Below are 18,955 nucleotides of genomic sequence, written 5' to 3' on the forward strand. Positions count from 1 at the left end.
TTTTTCTATCGATTAAATAAAGAAAAATCATCACTTTCTTCATTTGTAAATAACTGCTGAAATAGTTTCGCAAATACCATTCCGTATACAGTTCCATTTCCCCCATACGGCAGTGCGTAATATAAATTATGTATTTCTTTATCTTCTTTTAAAATAGGGAGACCATCATGACTGCCACCAAATGCTGCTGCCCAATAGTACTCTGCCTGTATATTTTTATATTGCGGGAACATTTCTTTTACAATGTTAATAAGGATATCACGCTTATGCAATAATTTCGTATCACCAATTGATTGAATTTGCATCGCTTCATCTAATCCACCTACAATAATGCGGTTTTGATACGTTCGAAAATATAAGTAAGGCCGTGCTGTTTCCCAAATTAATGATTGCTCATGCCAGCCTTCAAAATAATCTATTTTATTTGTTACAACAGCATAAGACGTTTCTACTGTTGTGTTTTTTTCTTTCTTTCCAAAGATTGCTTCATAACCTGTCGCCATAATAATATTCTTTGCTACGATTTTATTTCCTGTGTTCGTGTAACAAATTAAATCATTTTGGATTTGTTTAATATGTAATGCCTCTGTATGCTCATATATAGTAGCACCCATTTGTTTCGCTTTATGCAAAAGACTATGCGCTAATAAATATGGATTCACTTCTGCATCACCGTTTGTATATAACGCCGCTTGTTTTGCAAATGAATAACGCTTCTTAATATCAGACTCTGTAAAATATTCAACCGGAAACCCATAATGGCGTAACGTATTATATTCTTCTTGTAAAAATGAAATATCTTCATCTCTACTTGCATAATACAAACTATTTCGTGGAATAAAATGGGGATCAATATCGAGAGTTGGCACAACTTTCTCCATTGTTCTAAGCGCTTCATAACAAAGTCTATATGCTCGCCCCCCTTTCGCTTCACCAAATGTATGAATAAGAGAGGTCAACGATTTATCATGAACAAATTGTAATAATCCTGTATTTGCAGCTGTGCTACCACATGCAATTGCTCTTTTTTCAATGAGCATAACACGCATTCCAATTTTAGCTAACGAATACGCTATATGAGCACCCGCTTCTCCACTTCCAATTACTAGCACATCACATATCATATCATTTTCTAACGTTGGATAACAAGGTACAGAAACTCCAGCACTCCAAAACAACTTACCAGTCATAAGCTTCATAATTATACTCCTACAATGTATTTTTCTCCTCCCTATGTTTCGTCATTTTCCATAAAAAAATCCAACTAACATACGCTAGTTGGATTTCTTCTTTTTAATTAGAACGCTCTTCAAGCCAATTTCCAACCGTCGGATATGTTTGCTTTACAGCCGTTCCACCATACACAATAGACATATGTCCTGTCGGTAAACATACATACTGTTTATCTGTGCTAGAAATATGATCAAGTAAAGCCTCTACTTGACATGGCAAAGCAATATGATCACGTTTCGCGGAAATATTTAAGACATTCGCCTTAATATTTGCAAGGTCTACCTTTTGTCCGCGAATAACGAGTTCACCTTTCACTAATTTATTATTTTGATAAAAATCACGAATCCATTGTCTATACGATTCACCTGGGAATGGAATACCGTCACCAACCCATTTTTGAACTAACTTCCAGCTTTCGACGAAGCGCTCATTTTCTGAACGATCGACTAAAGCGACATATGGACCAACGAAGTTTGTAATTGGTTTTAACATCTTATTTCCGAAATCAATCATTTCTGGCGGAATATTTCCGAATGTATCAACCGCTTTATCTAAATTGAAATATTTCTCATCTAGTAAAGGACCGTATAATCCTGTTTCAGAGAAATCAAAAGGACTTGTCATAAAAATCAAGTTACGAATTGGCATGTGTGGATGAAGTGCTGCATAAATAGATGTTAATGTTCCACCCATGCAATAACCAAGTAAAGAAATCTCGTCCGATTTTGCAGTTCTCATTACTTTTTTCACTGCTTTTGCAATATAATCGAACACGAAATCATCAAATTTTAAATGACTATCTTCTAAACCAAATGTGCCCCAATCAAGCATATATACATCAAAACCACGATCTACTAAATATTCCACTAAACTATTTCCTGGAGTTAAATCCATAATATATGGTTTATTAATAAGAGCATATATTAATAAGATTGGAACTCTCTGCGTTTTTTCTTGTTTTGGAATATAACGATACAGCTTCGTTTTATTCTTCGTCCAAATAACCTCTTTCGGTGTTAAACCAACTTGTGGTTCTGGTTCGCGTAATAAAATTTCGCTCGCTCTTTTCACACGACGATATGCTTTGCGATATTCTTCTGGGTACAACTCTAATTGCTTTTCCCATTCTGTTACGAATGTAGTCATTTTTTTATCCCCTTTTCGGTCGATTTCTTTCTAAAAAAAGAAGTGCATTCCTGCTATGGATATGCACTTTTTTCTTACTTCATTACATGTATAATCCGCCGTTAATGTTTAATTGCTGACCAGTGATATACGCACCGTCACGGCATAGGTATACTACACCTTTTGCAATTTCATCAGCTTGACCAAAACGTTTTTTCGGGATTTTCGCAACGATTTTTTGACGCACTTCTTCTGGTACTTCTGCTACCATTTCAGTATCAATAAATCCTGGGCAAATTGCGTTTACAGTTACATTTGTTTTAGCAAGTTCTAACGCTAATGATTTTGTAAATCCTAACATACCTGCTTTTGCTGCTGAGTAATTTGTTTGTCCAAATCCACCAGCTTGGCCAATAATAGAAGAAATACTAATGATTCTTCCTTCTTCTGCTTCCGATATGTATGGAAGTACTGCGCTTGTCGTATTGAATACGCTACTTAAGTTCACGTCAATTACGCGCTCCCAATCTTCACGATTTAATTTTTTGAATGTACGATCTCTTGTAATACCAGCATTATTAACAAGAATATCAACTTTACCAAAATGATTCACAGCTTCTTCTACAAGTCTGTTTGCATCTTCTACTTTAGAAACATCCGCTTGAACTGCATAAACGTCATGTCCTTCTTTTCCTAATTCATTTACTAAGTTTTCAGCCGCTTCTTTACTGCTATTATAGTTAATAACAACTTTTGCTCCCTCTTGTGCTAATGCTACTGTAATTGCTTTCCCAATTCCTTTTGCCCCACCTGTTACGATTGCTACTTTGCCATTTAATTGAACCATTTCTTTTCCCCCTTAAATGAATTTGTGAACGATTGTTATGAATCATTTTGGTACTCATACTAATAGAGTCCATATATTAATTATGTTTCGTTGTTTATTCATGAAAAAGAGATTCTCCCTCTCTCTTTTTCACGTTATAAACAAACGCTTTTATCATTTTTTATTTTCTGGCTTATTCGCAGGCTTTACTTCTTCTTTTACAGGTACTTGTAGTTTAGCTAGTACCGCATTTTGCTTTTCTAGTAATTCTAGAATTTGATCAACTTTCGTTTCTAACGTGCGAATATCTTGTTTTACTTTCGTAACATCACGCTTTAATGTAGGAGCTTGTCCTAAAGAATCCACTTTCTCTTCTAGAACTTCCTCGATGTTATCAATTTTATTTTCTAAGTTAATAACAAGCGTAGCTACTCTAGCGATATCCTCTTTCGTTGGCACATTCACTTGTTCTAAATAACTTTTTGTCGTATCATTTAATGCTTTTTGATAAAACAAATTCAAATCTAGAACGCTGCCCATCCAAGCAGAATATTCTTCTGTTTTAATTGTTTCATTGAGCGCTTTTCCCCAAAATGTTTCGGTTTGTTCATAAGCATTTTTCCATGCTTGCAATGGATCGAATTTTTGATCAATCACTTCGCCTACACTCCCTTTTTCGTTTTTGAAACAATTCAACCTATTCACTATTTTCTAATATTCCGAATAAAACTTCAAGTCTATATTTTATTTTTCTTTATTTTCTAACAAATGTATTGACATTAAAAACAGATAGGTGTAAATTGCACTTATAAGCAAAAAATTCCATCTAACTGATTCATGAGGTGATGCACAATCATGCTACATAATGAACCAGAACACCCAGAAAGTTTGGAAAAAAACCAAGCGAAACAACCAAACTCCATGCCAAAAAACTTCTTAGTTCCTTTCTTACTTCTCTGTCTAAAAGACTGGAGTCTTCATGGTTACAAACTCATTCAAATGCTAATGGACATCGGCTTTTCTTCTGTTGACCAAGGTAATGTGTATAGAACATTGCGCAAGTTAGAAAAAGAAAATCTCATTTCTTCCACTTGGGATACAAGTGAAGGCGGGCCAGCGAAACGAATTTATTCTTTAACAGAATATGGAGAGCAATATTTATCAACATGTGCGACTTCTTTTGAACATTATCAAAATATGTTGCGGACGTTTTTCACGTTATACACCAATGCATTCTTTCCATTTTCTACTTCTCCAGAAAAGGATGAAAAGGGTTCTTCATCTTCACCTGGTGGTACAGCAGAGTAATCTGCGTTCACAATATGCAAAAAAACATTTGGAGGTCAAACAATGGAAACTAAACCATACGAATTAGTCGATGCATTTTGGAAAAACTGGTCTCAATCTCTTTCCCTCTTCTCTTCAGCTGGGAAACAATTAGAGCAACTTACTTTAGAAACGTTAAAACAACAACAAGACGCTTTGCATAAATTAACATCAGGAGTAAATGAACTAGAAAAAGAACTACAACAATTCACAGCTCAGTTCAATAACCAATATACAGATTACGTGAAGCAATTAACTGGAAACTCCTTAAATGATCAAATTAACGAGTGGCAAGGGAAATGGAATGAGCTTTCTACTCAAATGCATCAACTTACTGTTTCTCCTACAAAAACATCTTTGTCTATTCTTACTCAAACTAGCGGTCAATTTGAAGAAACAACAAAACACTTTATTGAACAACAACAATCGCAACGCGAAGAGGTTCAAAAACAGTTAGAAGTTTTTTTGGGAGAGTTCAAGTCCAAACAACTCGAACTCGCAAAGCAGTTCGAGGAAAACTCAAAAAATCTATTTACTTCCATCAAGTAAGAAAAATGTGGCAACTAACTGCAGCACAAACAAAACTCTTTCTTCCTCCTACTACATCAAGATGGCTTACATTTTTCGATATGGAAAAGAAGGAGGACAAAATGAATCCATTTCAAGAAGCACAAACTGTTCCGGAGCTTCGTTACGATGAGATTCAAGTCGGTGATCAAGCATCACTAACAAAAAAAATTACGGATGAGGACGTTATCAATTTCGCAAAATTGACTGGAGATGTAAATCCTATTCATATTCTAGACTCTTTTGCAAAAACGACAATGTTCAAAGAACGTATTGCTCATGGCATGCTCGTTTCAAGTTTTATTTCTACCATTCTTGGAACGAAACTCCCGGGCAAAAATACGATTTATTTATCTCAAAACGTTTCATTCCGTGCTCCTGTCAAAATCGGTGATACACTTCGCGTTGTGGCAGAAGTTATAAAAAAACGTGACGATAAAAAAATCATTACGCTGCAAACAAACATATATAATCAATCCGATGATATTGTCGTGGAAGGTACAGCGACAATACTGAAAAAAGAGTAGCAAATTTGCTACTCTTTTTTTCTATCCAAGAACTTCTAAACACACCGATTACTTCCGCGTATGAGCACGTTGTTTCCACATAAAATAACGGTACCAGTTCAGATAGTACTTAGCTGAACTGGACTACTCATAAGGATGTGTATCAACATGGTAAAAACAAACAAATTACTAGTTCCAGGTGCAGAACAAGCGCTTGAACAATTTAAATATGAAATTGCGCAAGAATTTGGTGTAAGCTTAGGATCTAACACAGCATCTCGTTCTAACGGCTCAGTTGGCGGTGAAGTAACAAAACGTCTTGTTGCTTTAGCTCAACAACAATTACGCGGATAATTATATAGCATATGGCTTAGAGGCAGATATTCTCTGCCTCTTTCTTTTTTAACATACATAATAGTTCTTCTTCACATACTAGTAAGAGCAAATTGAAAGGAACGATATGTGACATGAAACGGATCAACATTAGCATGAGCCCTCCCCGTGTTCTTACTTTATCTTTTATTACGCTATCAATTATTGGTACATGCTTATTAAAATTGCCAATTGCTACAACAACTTCTATTTCATGGCTCGATGCCTTATTTACAACGGTTTCTGCTTGTACGGTTACAGGGCTTGGTGTTGTGGACACTGGAAAAGTATTTACCTTATTTGGCCAATGTGTAATTTTAACGCTTATACAGGTTGGCGGGCTCGGCATTATGAGCTTTGCTGTTTTAATTGCAATCATGCTCGGCAGAAAAATTGGTCTTCAAAACAGAATTTTATTACAACAAGCATTAAACCAAACAAATGTCGGTGGAATCATTCGTCTTGCAAAAGCATTATTTTTATTTTCTTTTGCTGTAGAATGTATCGCTACTTTACTTCTCTCTTTTGAATGGGTACCAAAATACGGGATTGCCAAAGGGATCTATTACAGTTTTTTTCATTCTATCTCTGCCTTTAACAATGCTGGCTTTTCTATATGGAGCGATAATTTAATGTCCCACTCTCATAGCGTTCTCGTCAATCTTGTTATTTCTTCTCTCATTATTTTAGGGGGAATTGGTTTTACAGTGATCGTAGATATAAAAAGAAAGAAAAACTTTAAAAACCTTACTTTGCACTCAAAACTTATGCTCTCTTCTACTCTAATCGTCAATATTATTGCTACAGCTTTTATTTTTATATTCGAGTTTCATAATTCAATTTCCATGAGAGGTTTTACCCCCTTTGAAGAAGGTATGGCTGCTTATTTTCAAGCGGTTTCGACGCGCACTGCCGGGTTTAATACTGTTGATATCTCTGCATTATCAAAACCTTCCCTTTTATTAATGATGCTTCTTATGTTTATTGGTGCTGGCAGTGCTTCAACTGGTGGTGGGATTAAGTTAACAACTTTTTTAATTATGTTTTTAGGCGTATTTAAATTTTTGCATGAACAAGATGATATTGTCGTGTTTAAAAAATCCATTAAAGATACGCTCATTGTCAAATCTTTAACGATTACCATTATTTCAATTTCGTTTATTTTTCTTTCTATTTTAATTTTAAGCATCACTGAACGAGTTCCTTTATTAATGAGTGCTTTTGAAGTATTTTCAGCATTTGGAACTGTCGGCCTTAGCATGAATTTGACGCCACACTTAACAATCATCGGCAAAACAATTATTATCTTTATGATGTTTTTTGGAAAGATGGGGCCTTTAACATTAGCCTTTTCATTTGCACGTAAAAAACAAAGAAAAATAAAATATCCAAACGAAGATATTTTAACAGGTTGACAACCGTATAAATTATCCATATAATGAGAGTACAATAGCATATCTCCAAAGGGGAGTAGCGTCCAAGAACTATTTCTTGGAAACAAAGTCGTCATTACGTAGAACTTAGTTCTTCCGGCTTTGTTGGCATTTTCATTACATATGTCTAGCAAGACCTTTGCCTATCAACGGCAGAGGTCTTTTTTGTTTTTATCAATTCCTTCCACCGTTGATGCGCAGGAGTATGGGGAAGCTAAGCAGTGGGGAACTTCTTCACTTGTTTAGCATTTATAGAAATGAGAGGAGAATGTACATGGATGTATCATTATTATTGGAGTATGGTTGGGTATTACTCATCCTAATTGCACTAGAGGGGATTTTAGCGGCTGATAACGCTCTCGTTCTCGCAATCATGGTAAAACATTTACCAGAAGAAAAACGAAAGAAAGCACTATTTTATGGATTAGCTGGGGCATTTGTTTTCCGATTCGGATCATTATTTATGATTTCGTTCTTAGTCGATGTATGGCAAGTGCAAGCAATCGGTGCCATTTACCTTATGTTTATCGCTGGTAATCACTTATTTAAAACGTATGTTAAAAAGAATACGGATGAAGATACAGAAGAAAAAGAAGCAAAGAAAAAACAAGAGAACTTTTGGTGGACTGTATTTAAAGTCGAGGTTGCTGATATTGCCTTCGCAGTCGATTCAATTTTAGCTGCTGTTGCATTAGCAATGACTTTACCAAAAACAGGATTAGGTACAATTGGTAGTCTTGATACTGGGCAATTCGTTGTTATCTTTGTAGGTGGACTTATCGGATTAGTCATTATGCGATTTGCAGCAACTGCTTTCGTACAAATATTAAAACGTAAACCAGGACTTGAAACTGCAGCATTCTTAATTGTAGGTTGGGTTGGTGTGAAGTTAGCAATCTATACATTAGCACACCCTGCATTAAATGTAATTCCGCATTCATTCCCAGAATCTACTCCGTGGAAACTTACATTCTGGATTGTATTAGTTGGAATCGCAGTTGGCGGTTGGTTCTTCTCGAAAGAAGTAGAAGTAAAAGTAGAAAAGAATTTAGACGAAAAAGCGCTGTAATTACAGCGCTTTTTCTTTTTTGTTTCAATTCCCTCTCTATTTTTAGAAAAAATTCCATTATACTACCTTTTGTAATCGCTTTCTTAATTTATGTATGTCCTTTTTGTGAAACATTGCACAAACTTATTGAAACTGTGAACAATTCCATGTACTTTATTCTTATAAGGAGTATTTATAGATGATGTACTAAAGGAGCGTATTACTCATGCTAGAACAAGGATTAGACTATGTTGTAAAACTGGCTAAGAACAAAAAGCAAATGCTAGATACAAATCCAATGCAATATTTCATTCGTGCTGCACTTGCTGGTATTTATATCGGTTTTGTTATTGTACTATGTTTTAAGTTAGGTAACTTTTTTCACATTGCAGATTCACCAGCAACTTATTTAGCTGCTTCCATGTTTTTCGGAATTGCTCTCGTACTTATTATGTATGGCGGTGCTGAATTATTTACTGGAAATACAATGTATTTCACAGTGGCAACTTTACGAAAAGAAACAACGATTTCTGATACACTTCGTAACTGGATTGCTTGTTATGCAGGTAACTTAGCTGGCGCTTTATTCTTTGCCCTACTATTTTACGCAACTGGCATTTTCGGAGCAATCGATCACGGTCATTTAATGAATACAGTCGTTGAAGGAAAAATGAACACACCTACAATGCAATTATTCTTTAAAGCGATTTTATGTAACTGGCTCGTATGTCTTGCCTGCTTCTTACCTTCTCAAGTAAAAGGTGATACAGCAAAAATATTGATGATAATGATGCTCGTTTTCACATTCTTCTTATCTGGCTATGAGCATAGTATTGCAAACTTATCATTGTTTGCCTTATCTTTAGTTTCACCACATCCTGATACAATTACTTTCGCTGGGGCTATTCATAACTTAATTCCAGTTACAATCGGTAACATTATTGGCGGATCGGTATTTGTCGGTATGGTATATCATTACTTAACAAAGAAAGCACCTGTTGCTAAACAAGAAGAAACTGAATTAGTAGCAGCTCAAACAGAGGAAATTATTCCTTTACAAGCACATATGAAACATTAAAAACTCCAAAGTTTTGCTTTGGAGTTTTTAGCTCCCTACATATTTCAAGACAATACAAGGATTAATTTCCCCTTCTTCCTTCCCTCTCTTTATTCTCTGTTTCATCTGATGCATGCCGATGACATCATTTGTATGAAGGTGAATCTCATTTGCATATAAACCTTCCCTACAGAAAGCTTCTACAAAATCTAACCCACTTTTTTTTCGCCATCCCATATTAAAATCAAGGGAAATAATATTTATCTCATTATCCCTAACCATACGCAAGGTAGATTCTACTGTAGTTGCCAAAACATATCCGTACGGGCAACTTCTTTGATCATCCATATATACATTCATTTTCTATCTCTCCTCTATTTTGCATACATGACCAATACGTAACATATTGCTCCAAGGCTAATAAAAGGTCCAAACGGAATTGGAGTTCTTACCTTTATACGTTTTAATGCTATACCTATTCCGAAAAAACAAAGACTAAGGAAAGATGCTAAAAATAAAGTTATAAAAATGCCTTTCACTCCTATTATAAATCCGAGTAATGAAAGTAATTTCACATCACCTCCGCCAAGACCCGCTGGATAAATCTTTTGCATGCAATATAACAAAATAAATATAGTTCCACTACCAGCTATACTATCTATCCAAGTAACTAACGGTACAAAAACACATTCTAAAATAAGCAAAAAAGCAAACCAAATTAAAATACGATTAGGTATTAACATATATACTAAATCTGTAACTGAAATAATAAGCAGTAAAGAAATGAGCGATAAAATGATTATGAGCTCCTGTTCTATTCCAATTACATATACAGTAAGAAAAAATAAACTCCCTGTAACGAACTCAAATACTATGTACAAACTTGAGATTTTTCTTTTACAACTCGTACAACGCCCTTTTTGTATACAAAATGAAATGATTGGAATAAGTTCTTTCGGCTTTAACGTATACTTGCAGTAGTGACAATACGAACGCGGTGTAATAATAGATTCACCTACTGGAACCCTCATTGCGATTACCATAAAAAAAGAACCAAACACCATCCCCACTAACAATGCATATAAATAAGTGAACATCCCTTCCTCTCCTTTCCAGAAGAACATAGCAAAAAAAGGAGAGAACTTCTACTTCATATTATCTTTATTCTATTAAAAAAGCAGGCCGTTTTCCGGCCTGCTTTCCCCTATTTTATACGATGAAATATACTGCTTTTAATGGTCCGTGAACTCCGACAACAAGGTTCATTTCAATATCTGCAGAGTTACTTGGTCCTGTTATAAAGTTAATACAAGATGCAACTGCTTCGCCATTTTCTACACGTGAGTTCATATCCTGAACTGCTTGCGTAATACGAGGTACAAGTGTTTCACGTGGAATAATAGCAAAGTATACAGTCGGTAAAAAGTGTAAAGAACGCCCTTGACCTTTATGACTCTGTACAACAATCGTACCAGATTCAGCTAAAGTATAATCACTAAATGCGATTCCAATATTCGCTTTTTCCGCTATACGCATATTCTCTTCTTTTTTCTCAGGATCCCATACATTTACTTCAACATTTTGCTTTGGAAGCTCTTCTTTAAATAAAGAAGTCAATCCATAGGAATCAAAACGTTCATCTGCTGATAACATAATAGGTCCCCCGCCGTTTTCGACGATTACCTTTTGAATATCTTCACGTAAACGGTCGTTTGTCGTTTCCACAACAGTTGTATGAATGTTTGTACATTGATTTTTAAATACTTCTAACAATTCTTCTTGTGAATAGTCCTTTAACGTTTCTACATTCACATTACTTTTCCATGCTGGACGTTCTACGCCTTCTGTTTTACGCGCGCGTCCAAGTTCTTTTGCGATATTATCTAGAAAGGACTCACGGTTTTGAATTAATCCTGTCATTATTTGTCCCCGCCTTTCTTATGATCTTTATACCAATCACGGAATCTTTCTTTACTTGGAGCCGGGAATTCACGAATATCTGTCCAGTTTTTAAGCGGTCCAACGCCTTTTGATACACGGTTACCAGATGTAAATGGACTCATTGCTGCTGGTGCCATTTTTGATCCCATTTTATATAAAGCTGCTGAAGAAGCACCCATACTAAACATTTTCATTGCTAATTTTTCTGCAAGTGGGGCACGGCCTTCTTGCTCAACGATAACTTGACGATGTTTTAATAATAAATCATGCAATGGAATTTTTACTGGACAAGCTTCTGTACATGCTCCGCATAAACTAGATGCATAAGGAAGTTCTTTGTAATCATCATATCCACCTAGAAGTGGTGTTAACACTGCACCAATTGGTCCTGAATATATAGAGCCGTATGAATGTCCACCAACGTGACGATATACAGGACATACGTTAACACAAGCAGCACAACGAATACATTGCAATACTGAACGGAATTCCGAGCCAAGAATTTGAGAGCGGCCATTATCAACAACGACTAAATGAAACTCTTCTGGTCCATCTACCTCTTCCTCTTGAATTGGTCCTGCTACTGTTACATAACTTGTTAATTTTTGACCTACTGCACTACGACATAGTAAACCAACTAAAACATCTAATTCTTCCATTGTCGGAACCATACGTTCCATACCCATTACTGCAATTTGAGTTTTTGGAATCGACATAACAAGATCGGCATTACCTTCGTTCGTTACTAAACAAAGAGAGCCAGTATTTGCAACAGCGAAGTTACAACCTGTTACACCAATTTCCGCATCCATAAATTTTTCACGAAGTTGTTTACGAACAAACTTTGTCATTTCGTATGGATCATCAGAATTTTCATAGCCAAGTTTTTCTTTAAACACATCGCGAATTTGCGTTCTATTTTTATGAAGTGCAGGCGCAATAATATGTGAAGGTGGATCGTTATCTACTTGCAAGATATACTCTCCTAAGTCACTTTCTAACACTTCACAACCAATTTCTTCAAGCGCATGGTTCATACTAATTTCTTCAGTTACCATTGATTTTGATTTTACAACTTTTTTCGCTTGTTTCTTTTTCGCAACGTCTTGAATGTACTTTGCCGCATCCTCTTTCGTTTTTGCAAAGTAAACGTGACCGCCTCTTTTTGATACATTTTCACTTAACTGCATTAAATAATAATCAAGATTCTCTAATGTATGTTGACGAATTTGTTCACCTAGTTCACGCCACTCTTCCCAGTTTCCTAATTCGTCAGCTGCTTTTAATCGATTTGTATATAATCTCGTTTGTGCAGAAGATACCGCTCCGCGCATAAACGAATCTTGAATTCCATCGCCTACGCGATCATTAAATTTTTTCTCACTGATTTTCATAGACATAGCTTATGTTCCCCCTTCATGAGCGACTATTCAGTACCTCAGCAATATGCATTACTTTTACTTCTTTACCTAAACGCTCAATACGTCCGCCAATGTTTAACAAACATCCACAATCTGCACCGATTAAATAATCAGCACCTGTTTCCATTACACTATCTACTTTTTCATCCACCATTTGCTCAGAAATAGGTGTCATCTTAACTGAAAACGTTCCCCCAAACCCACAACAATTTTGCTCGTTTGGCAGTTCTCTTACAGTTAATCCTTTTACGTTTGATAATAAAATCCCTGGTGCCTCTTTTACTCCGAGTAGGCGTGTCATATGACAGGATTTATGAATAGTAGCAATCCCTGGTAAACTTGCACCAACGTCTGTAACTTTTAAAACATCTACAATAAATTGTGTAAATTCATATGTTTTATCAGCAACCTTTTGTGCACGTTTAGCCCATTTTGGATCATCTTTAAAAACATGCGGATACTCATGAAACATTGTCGCACAAGAGCCAGATGGCGTGACGATATATTCTGCATCTTCGAAAGTTTCAATCATATGTTTCATCGCTTCTTTTGCTGCTTCTACATGGCCGCTATTATAAGCAGGCTGACCACAACAAACTTGTGCTTCTGGAAATTCAATTTCACAACCTAAACGCTCCAATACTTCAACTGTTGCTTTACCGACGTTTGTTTCAAACATATCGACTAAACAAGTAACAAATAAAGTAACTTTCATAACTATAATTCCCCCTCATTACAACTTCGCCAACAATCATATGGTCATCAGATGACTAAGATTAGAAGAAGTAGGCTCAACCATGGCCTATCCTCTCCCTCTTCCAAAGAAAACGCTTACTTAATCTCTCTATTTTATCAGAAAATTAGATTTTTAAAAGATTAAATTACGAATTTATATCGCTTTTACCTGTGACAATATGTTCTACATTTGTTAAATGATCTAGCATCGCTTGCTGCGCTAATTCCACATCTTGCTTTAACACCGCATCATATATAGATTGATGCTCCTCTAAAAGTCGTTCTGATGTCGTTTGTTCACCATATAAAATAATGCGTCTTGATTCACCAATTGTTTCAGCAATCATCTCTGAAACATGATTCATGAGCTCAAGTAAGATGCTATTATGCGAAGATTGTGCGATTCCCATATGGAACTGAAAGTCTGCTTTTTCACCAGCTTTTTCATCTCCAATGCTTTTTGCCATTTCATCTAACCAATGTTTCATATTTTGCAAATTATCATCCGTACGTTTTGCCGCAGCTGCTCGAACTGCCCCCACTTCAAGCACCTTCCGTACTTCTAATAAATTCAAAATATCCTCTTTCTTCATTAATAATTTATTATTTAATGATTTTGTTAATGAAGAAGAATCGAAATTCTTTACATATGTACCTTCTCCTTGTTTCATTTCAATTAAGCCCATTGCTCTGAGCGCACTTAGCGCTTCACGAACTGCAGATCTGCCAACTTGAAACTGCTCTGCTAATTGATGAACAGGAAGTAGCTTGTCACCAGGTTTTAACGTACCATTTTTAATCATTGTTAAAATAGCTTCAGATACTTCTTCGTAAATTTTTTTTGGTTTAATAGATTTGTACTCCAGTTAAATCACCTCAGTATCTTCCAAACAACAATTGTAACGTTTTATAAGAACTTAGCATCCATAACTATTTTAGAACGAATTAGTAAGAAGTACAAATGTTTTGTTCATAAAATAGTCAAATTTTTGATATTTGTTAGATATTAATTAATATATTTCCGTGTAACTATAAAGAGCATATCTCCGAAGTTAGAACATGCTCTCCTCATCTTGTACTTTTAATTTAATAATAACTGCCGTTCCCTTACCTTTTTCACTTTCTATTCTCCACTCACCATCATGTATATGAACAATTTGTCTTACAATTGCAAGGCCTAAACCTGTGCCACCATGTTGACGACTTCTCGCTTTATCTACTCGGTAAAAGCGTTCCCCGAGACTTTCTAAATGCTCTGTATCAATACCTATTCCTGTATCTTTTATGTGCAATTCGCAGTAATCATCAATTTGCTTTAATGTTATTATGATATCCCCGTTTTGATTTGTATAACGTATCGCATTATCTAACACATTATGAAGTACTTGTTGCATACGATCATCATCAATCATTACGATAATTTCAGGATTTAAATTCGTTGAAATACGAAGTTTTTTTTCTATAAACTGTAACTCGTACGTATCAAGTACGTCTTCAATAAGCTGTGAAAAAACGATAGGTTGTTTCTTTAGAGGAAAGTGTTCACCTTCTAGCTGCGCTAAATCTAATAAATCATGAACGAGGCGCTGCATGCGATCTGCTTCTTTATGGATGAGTTGCGTTACTTTTTCCTGCTGCGGCCCCTTTGCCACACCGTCTAAAATAGCTTCACTATATCCTTTAATATAACTAAGTGGTGTTCTAAGCTCATGCGAAACATTAGCTAAAAACTCCTTACGCTTTACATCTTCTGTTTCTAAAGAATTTGCCATTTTATTAAACGCTTTTCCCAATCGTCCGATTTCATCTTCTGAAGAAATTGTAATCCGCTCTGAGAAATCTCCAGTAGCCAAATGATTTGCAACCCGCTCCATTTGCGAAAGTGGTCTTGTGATAGCAATAATAATTTTTCTACCAATCCATATTGTAATTAGAATCATAGCCAGTGCTAACGGCGCTAAAATAAGGCCCATATCAAATATTAAATCTTTTATACTTTTTAAAGGAATATAAGAGTATACAATACCAACTAATTTTTTATTATCTAAAACAGGAATGACAACACCCATAATATTGCGATTAAAATGTTCTTCATACCCTATCTTAGTCACAGTTTTTCCATTTAATAGTGACTGTCTATCCCCTTCACTTATAAGAGAATGATGGTGCACATCGAAAGGCAAACATGCACTTAAATCACGCGGATTATACACGAAAAGAACATCTGAACTAGATATTTGATCGTATGCCCTTACTTTCTCTTCAAAAGTGGATACTCCTTCATATTTATCATATTGCGTAGCAAGACGCTTCCCTTCCATTACTAATGAATCTTTTAAATTGTCCACGTATAGCTTTTCATATGAGTATAAAGATACAAAATAAAGAAAAGAAACTGTTACACATACTGCACATACTACTGTAAGCCAAAGCTTTTGTACCATCGTAAACATACGTTACACCTCAAATTTATAACCTACACCCCAAACGGTTTGAATGTAGTTTCCACTTTCTCCGAGCTTTAGACGCATCGTTTTCACATGCGTATCTACTGTTCTTGTACTTCCTGCATAATCATATCCCCATACTTTTTCAAGCAATTGCTCCCGACTAAATACTTGTCCATTATGTTGGCAAAGAAAATATAGTAAATCAAACTCTTTAACTGTAAGTGACACTACTTGTCCATCCGTCTCAATTCGTCTACTTTTTTCATTAATAAGGATCGGGCCAAATTGAATCTCCTCTTGCTGCTCTTGCTTTGTATACCGTCTTAGTACAGCTTCCATACGAGCAATTAACTCCCCTGGACTAAATGGCTTTACAATATAATCATCGGCTCCCATACGTAAGCCGTTTACTCTATTCCACTCTTCACCTTTTGCTGTTAAAAATATAATCGGTACATCCGATGTTTTTCGAATCTCTTTACAAACTGAAAGTCCATCCATCTCTGGCATCATTATATCTAGTACGACGAAATCATAATGATCATTCTCTAATTTTTGAAGTGCTTCTTTTCCATTTTCAGCTTCTCCCCACTCGTATCCGAAGTTATCTAAGTACATTCCGACAAGTTGTCTCATATCACTTTCGTCATCTACAACTAGCACTTTATATTTACTCATTGCCCTTCCCCTTCTCTCTCTATGAGTTGAAACGGTCCTTTGCCGACTTTAATTGTTTGTTTTATTTTCATATTCTTCATATCCATAACGCATACTTCATCGCCATCATAACTAGCTACATACCCTTCTGTTCCGCTTTTCAAAAATGAAAATGGGTTTGATCCTACTTCTACAGAAGCTACCTCTTGATACGTGCTAACATCAAACTTTCTAAGCGTATTTGAACCGTGACTTAGCGCATATACATACTTATCATCCTTTGTTATATTCACAGGCATAAATGGAGCATGTAAAGAACGCACCATCTCTCCGCTCTGTAAAGAATACACTAATACTTTCTCATTCACTTGACTTCCATCACCATGTCCACCAATCCATATTTCTTTCCCATCAGCGCTAACCGTTGCTCCTGTTGATGCCGGGGGAATCATAAAGGATTGTATAACCTCTTTTTTCTTTGTATCAATTGTCGTTAGTTTCGTATCATAAAAGTTTAGCACGGTTAATCGCTTATCATGCTCTACCATCGTTATTGGTCCTTTTCCTGTTGAAACACTCCCTGTCTCTTTCCCTTTTATCGTAAAGAACCTTACCTTTTGAGCATTTTGATCGGCAGCAAATAATTGTTTTTTGTCTTCTGATACGACTACATTCACAATTCCTTTTCCAGTCTTATATTTGTCCACCTGTCTTCCTTCTGTTAGTGAGTATACATACATATATTCTAACTGCTTGCCGTATACAAGTATTTCCTCATTATTTGGAAGTAGTGCAATTCCTGCCATCGGTTCATTTAATTCCCATGTCGTGATTAATTTTTTAGATTTTTTATCAATAAAACTAATACTACCTTCTTTTATATTCGTTGTTATAATAACATTTTTACCTTTAGCAATTGGTGTATATGAACTTCCTTGACACCCCACTAATAGAAATAAAAAACAGAGAAGAAAAATAAACTTTCTCAAAAGATTCCCTCCATCTTCGGATGATTTCGTTATAATTGTAAAATAACAAATAAATGTGTGGAAAATGTGAAATCTTCCTTTATTAATAAACTTACATATATAATGTACAACAAATAGAATTTGAGGTGTGCAAATTATGCTTTTTCCTGATTTAGCGAATAAAATTGTACGGGAAGTACGCAGACTGATTACAGAAAATATTATTATCATTAATATACAAGGTGTTATTATCGCAAGTACAGATGCGGAAAGAATCGGTCAATTTCATGAAGGCGCACTCCGCTGTGCGAAACAAAAAAAGACTGTCATTATTACAAAAGAAGATGAAAGGCGACTGCAAGGCGTAAAGGCGGGGATGAATCTTCCTTTGCTATTCCATGATGAAGTAATCGGTGTTATTGGAATCACAGGAGAACCTGAAAACATTTCCCAATATGGAGAAATATTACGTAAGATGACCGAACTATTAATTCACGAAAATTACTTTTTAGAACAGCTAGAACTTGAGCACCGTTCTTATGAAGCATTTGTTTTTGATTGGCTTCAAAATACAGACTGGTCTCCAAGTTTTTTCGATCGTGCAAAAACACTTGGTATTGATTTATATAAGAAGAAACAACTTATTTTGTTCTCTATCGATCAAAATGACACGATGCTTCAGCGTAAAATTTGGCAACACGTACGCAATATATTAGCAAAGGAGCATCTCTTTGTTCGCTGGGGAAATGATCGATTCATCTTATTTACAACGATAAGCTCCAAAGAGCAAACTTATCAATTTTTAAAACGATTAAAACAAGACTGTGAAACTTTATTTTCTATTACTTTATATATCGGGATTGGACAAACAGTTACACCAAGTAATATGAACTTATCGTACGAACAAGCATTACAAGCTCTTTCAGTATCACTTGAAACGAAAAAAATTGTATTTAATGAAGATTTACGTTTAGAAATGTGCTTACAAGATATTTCTACTGAAACGCGGGAACAGTTTTTAGAGCGTACCATCGAAAACTTAGTATCATCTCCTGAACTTATGCACACTTTACGTTTATTTATTGATTATAACCAATCCTATAAGCAAACAGCTCAGCAATTACATATACACATTAACACATTGCATTACAGGTTAAAAAAGATTGAGGAACATACAGAACTTGACCCAAAACAATTCAAAGATTTAAATGTTTTATACTTTTCACTTCTATTATTAGATAATCATACAAAAAAGAACGATAAAACAGATTAATCTTTAGATGATTACAC

At 35.4% G+C, this 18,955-nt stretch carries 21 protein-coding genes and 1 riboswitch; of the genes, 8 read left to right on the forward strand and 13 right to left on the reverse strand.

The window, feature by feature from the left end:
* Nucleotides 1-5 precede the first annotated feature (5 nt).
* The 4 genes from ACP6L7_RS05660 to phaR all read right to left on the reverse strand — a co-directional run bounded on the left by ACP6L7_RS05660 (nucleotide 6) and on the right by phaR (nucleotide 3,841).
* Nucleotides 6-1,199, reverse strand: a complete 1,194-nt coding sequence (locus ACP6L7_RS05660) for an NAD(P)/FAD-dependent oxidoreductase (protein ID WP_097830156.1) — start codon at nucleotides 1,197-1,199, stop codon at nucleotides 6-8.
* Nucleotides 1,200-1,293: 94 nt separating this feature from the next.
* On the reverse strand, nucleotides 1,294-2,379 hold the full coding sequence (phaC, locus tag ACP6L7_RS05665) for a class III poly(R)-hydroxyalkanoic acid synthase subunit PhaC (protein WP_071744751.1): 1,086 nt from the start codon (nucleotides 2,377-2,379) through the stop codon (nucleotides 1,294-1,296).
* An 82-nt stretch (nucleotides 2,380-2,461) separates the two neighbouring features.
* Nucleotides 2,462-3,205, reverse strand: coding sequence for an acetoacetyl-CoA reductase (locus ACP6L7_RS05670; protein ID WP_000250411.1), 744 nt, complete (start codon nucleotides 3,203-3,205; stop codon nucleotides 2,462-2,464).
* 153 nt (nucleotides 3,206-3,358) lie between these two features.
* Nucleotides 3,359-3,841, reverse strand: a complete 483-nt coding sequence (gene phaR / locus ACP6L7_RS05675; RefSeq protein WP_097830155.1) for a polyhydroxyalkanoic acid synthase subunit PhaR — start codon at nucleotides 3,839-3,841, stop codon at nucleotides 3,359-3,361.
* 198 nt (nucleotides 3,842-4,039) lie between these two features.
* Between phaR and phaQ the strand changes: the two genes are divergently transcribed.
* The 7 genes from phaQ to ACP6L7_RS05710 all read left to right on the forward strand — a co-directional run bounded on the left by phaQ (nucleotide 4,040) and on the right by ACP6L7_RS05710 (nucleotide 9,514).
* Nucleotides 4,040-4,492, forward strand: coding sequence for a poly-beta-hydroxybutyrate-responsive repressor (gene phaQ / locus ACP6L7_RS05680; RefSeq protein ID WP_097830154.1), 453 nt, complete (start codon nucleotides 4,040-4,042; stop codon nucleotides 4,490-4,492).
* A gap of 42 nt (nucleotides 4,493-4,534) precedes the next feature.
* On the forward strand, nucleotides 4,535-5,059 hold the full coding sequence (gene phaP / locus ACP6L7_RS05685; RefSeq protein ID WP_000448600.1) for a polyhydroxyalkanoic acid inclusion protein PhaP: 525 nt from the start codon (nucleotides 4,535-4,537) through the stop codon (nucleotides 5,057-5,059).
* Between the two features lie 101 nt (nucleotides 5,060-5,160).
* Nucleotides 5,161-5,604, forward strand: coding sequence for a MaoC family dehydratase (locus ACP6L7_RS05690; RefSeq protein WP_001067911.1), 444 nt, complete (start codon nucleotides 5,161-5,163; stop codon nucleotides 5,602-5,604).
* A gap of 147 nt (nucleotides 5,605-5,751) precedes the next feature.
* Nucleotides 5,752-5,937, forward strand: coding sequence for an alpha/beta-type small acid-soluble spore protein (locus ACP6L7_RS05695; protein WP_000241212.1), 186 nt, complete (start codon nucleotides 5,752-5,754; stop codon nucleotides 5,935-5,937).
* Nucleotides 5,938-6,050: 113 nt separating this feature from the next.
* Nucleotides 6,051-7,370 (forward strand): TrkH family potassium uptake protein, encoded by a 1,320-nt coding sequence (locus ACP6L7_RS05700; protein WP_097830153.1) that lies wholly within the window; start codon nucleotides 6,051-6,053, stop codon nucleotides 7,368-7,370.
* A gap of 38 nt (nucleotides 7,371-7,408) precedes the next feature.
* A riboswitch (yybP-ykoY riboswitch) is annotated at nucleotides 7,409-7,583 on the forward strand.
* Nucleotides 7,584-7,662: 79 nt separating this feature from the next.
* Nucleotides 7,663-8,457: a TerC family protein gene (locus tag ACP6L7_RS05705; protein WP_141533329.1), complete on the forward strand. Its 795-nt coding sequence runs from the start codon at nucleotides 7,663-7,665 to the stop codon at nucleotides 8,455-8,457.
* Between the two features lie 205 nt (nucleotides 8,458-8,662).
* Entirely contained in the window at nucleotides 8,663-9,514 is an 852-nt protein-coding gene (locus tag ACP6L7_RS05710) for a formate/nitrite transporter family protein (RefSeq protein ID WP_097830151.1), read from the forward strand.
* Between the two features lie 27 nt (nucleotides 9,515-9,541).
* Here the strand turns inward: ACP6L7_RS05710 and ACP6L7_RS05715 are convergent, their stop codons facing one another.
* The 9 genes from ACP6L7_RS05715 to ACP6L7_RS05755 form a co-directional block, all read right to left on the reverse strand.
* Complete coding sequence (locus tag ACP6L7_RS05715; protein ID WP_097830150.1) at nucleotides 9,542-9,853, reverse strand: cyclic-phosphate processing receiver domain-containing protein; 312 nt, start codon at nucleotides 9,851-9,853, stop codon at nucleotides 9,542-9,544.
* Nucleotides 9,854-9,867: 14 nt separating this feature from the next.
* Nucleotides 9,868-10,590 (reverse strand): prepilin peptidase, encoded by a 723-nt coding sequence (locus ACP6L7_RS05720; protein WP_097830149.1) that lies wholly within the window; start codon nucleotides 10,588-10,590, stop codon nucleotides 9,868-9,870.
* 112 nt (nucleotides 10,591-10,702) lie between these two features.
* Complete coding sequence (locus ACP6L7_RS05725; protein ID WP_097830148.1) at nucleotides 10,703-11,413, reverse strand: LutC/YkgG family protein; 711 nt, start codon at nucleotides 11,411-11,413, stop codon at nucleotides 10,703-10,705.
* Nucleotides 11,413-12,834 carry a LutB/LldF family L-lactate oxidation iron-sulfur protein gene (locus ACP6L7_RS05730; RefSeq protein WP_000061921.1) on the reverse strand — a complete coding sequence of 474 codons (1,422 nt, stop codon included), beginning with the start codon at nucleotides 12,832-12,834 and terminating at the stop codon, nucleotides 11,413-11,415. The genes ACP6L7_RS05725 and ACP6L7_RS05730 overlap by 1 nt, the downstream gene beginning before the upstream one ends.
* Nucleotides 12,835-12,850: 16 nt before the next feature.
* Nucleotides 12,851-13,570 (reverse strand): (Fe-S)-binding protein, encoded by a 720-nt coding sequence (locus ACP6L7_RS05735; RefSeq protein WP_071770241.1) that lies wholly within the window; start codon nucleotides 13,568-13,570, stop codon nucleotides 12,851-12,853.
* 166 nt (nucleotides 13,571-13,736) lie between these two features.
* Nucleotides 13,737-14,426 (reverse strand): FadR/GntR family transcriptional regulator, encoded by a 690-nt coding sequence (locus ACP6L7_RS05740; RefSeq protein ID WP_255257118.1) that lies wholly within the window; start codon nucleotides 14,424-14,426, stop codon nucleotides 13,737-13,739.
* Nucleotides 14,427-14,642: 216 nt separating this feature from the next.
* Nucleotides 14,643-16,043 carry a sensor histidine kinase gene (locus ACP6L7_RS05745; RefSeq protein WP_097830146.1) on the reverse strand — a complete coding sequence of 467 codons (1,401 nt, stop codon included), beginning with the start codon at nucleotides 16,041-16,043 and terminating at the stop codon, nucleotides 14,643-14,645.
* Between the two features lie 3 nt (nucleotides 16,044-16,046).
* Entirely contained in the window at nucleotides 16,047-16,718 is a 672-nt protein-coding gene (locus ACP6L7_RS05750; RefSeq protein WP_097830145.1) for a response regulator transcription factor, read from the reverse strand.
* Nucleotides 16,715-17,686 (reverse strand): YncE family protein, encoded by a 972-nt coding sequence (locus tag ACP6L7_RS05755; RefSeq protein WP_097830144.1) that lies wholly within the window; start codon nucleotides 17,684-17,686, stop codon nucleotides 16,715-16,717. Before ACP6L7_RS05755 ends, ACP6L7_RS05750 begins: the two co-directional genes overlap by 4 nt.
* A gap of 136 nt (nucleotides 17,687-17,822) precedes the next feature.
* Here ACP6L7_RS05755 and ACP6L7_RS05760 point away from each other — a divergent pair, with 136 nt between their 5' ends.
* Entirely contained in the window at nucleotides 17,823-18,938 is a 1,116-nt protein-coding gene (locus ACP6L7_RS05760) for a CdaR family transcriptional regulator (RefSeq protein WP_097830143.1), read from the forward strand.
* Nucleotides 18,939-18,955 lie beyond the last annotated feature (17 nt).

This window comes from Bacillus silvicola (genome assembly GCF_050524305.1).
Lineage (GTDB): Bacteria > Bacillota > Bacilli > Bacillales > Bacillaceae_G > Bacillus_A > Bacillus_A cereus_AT.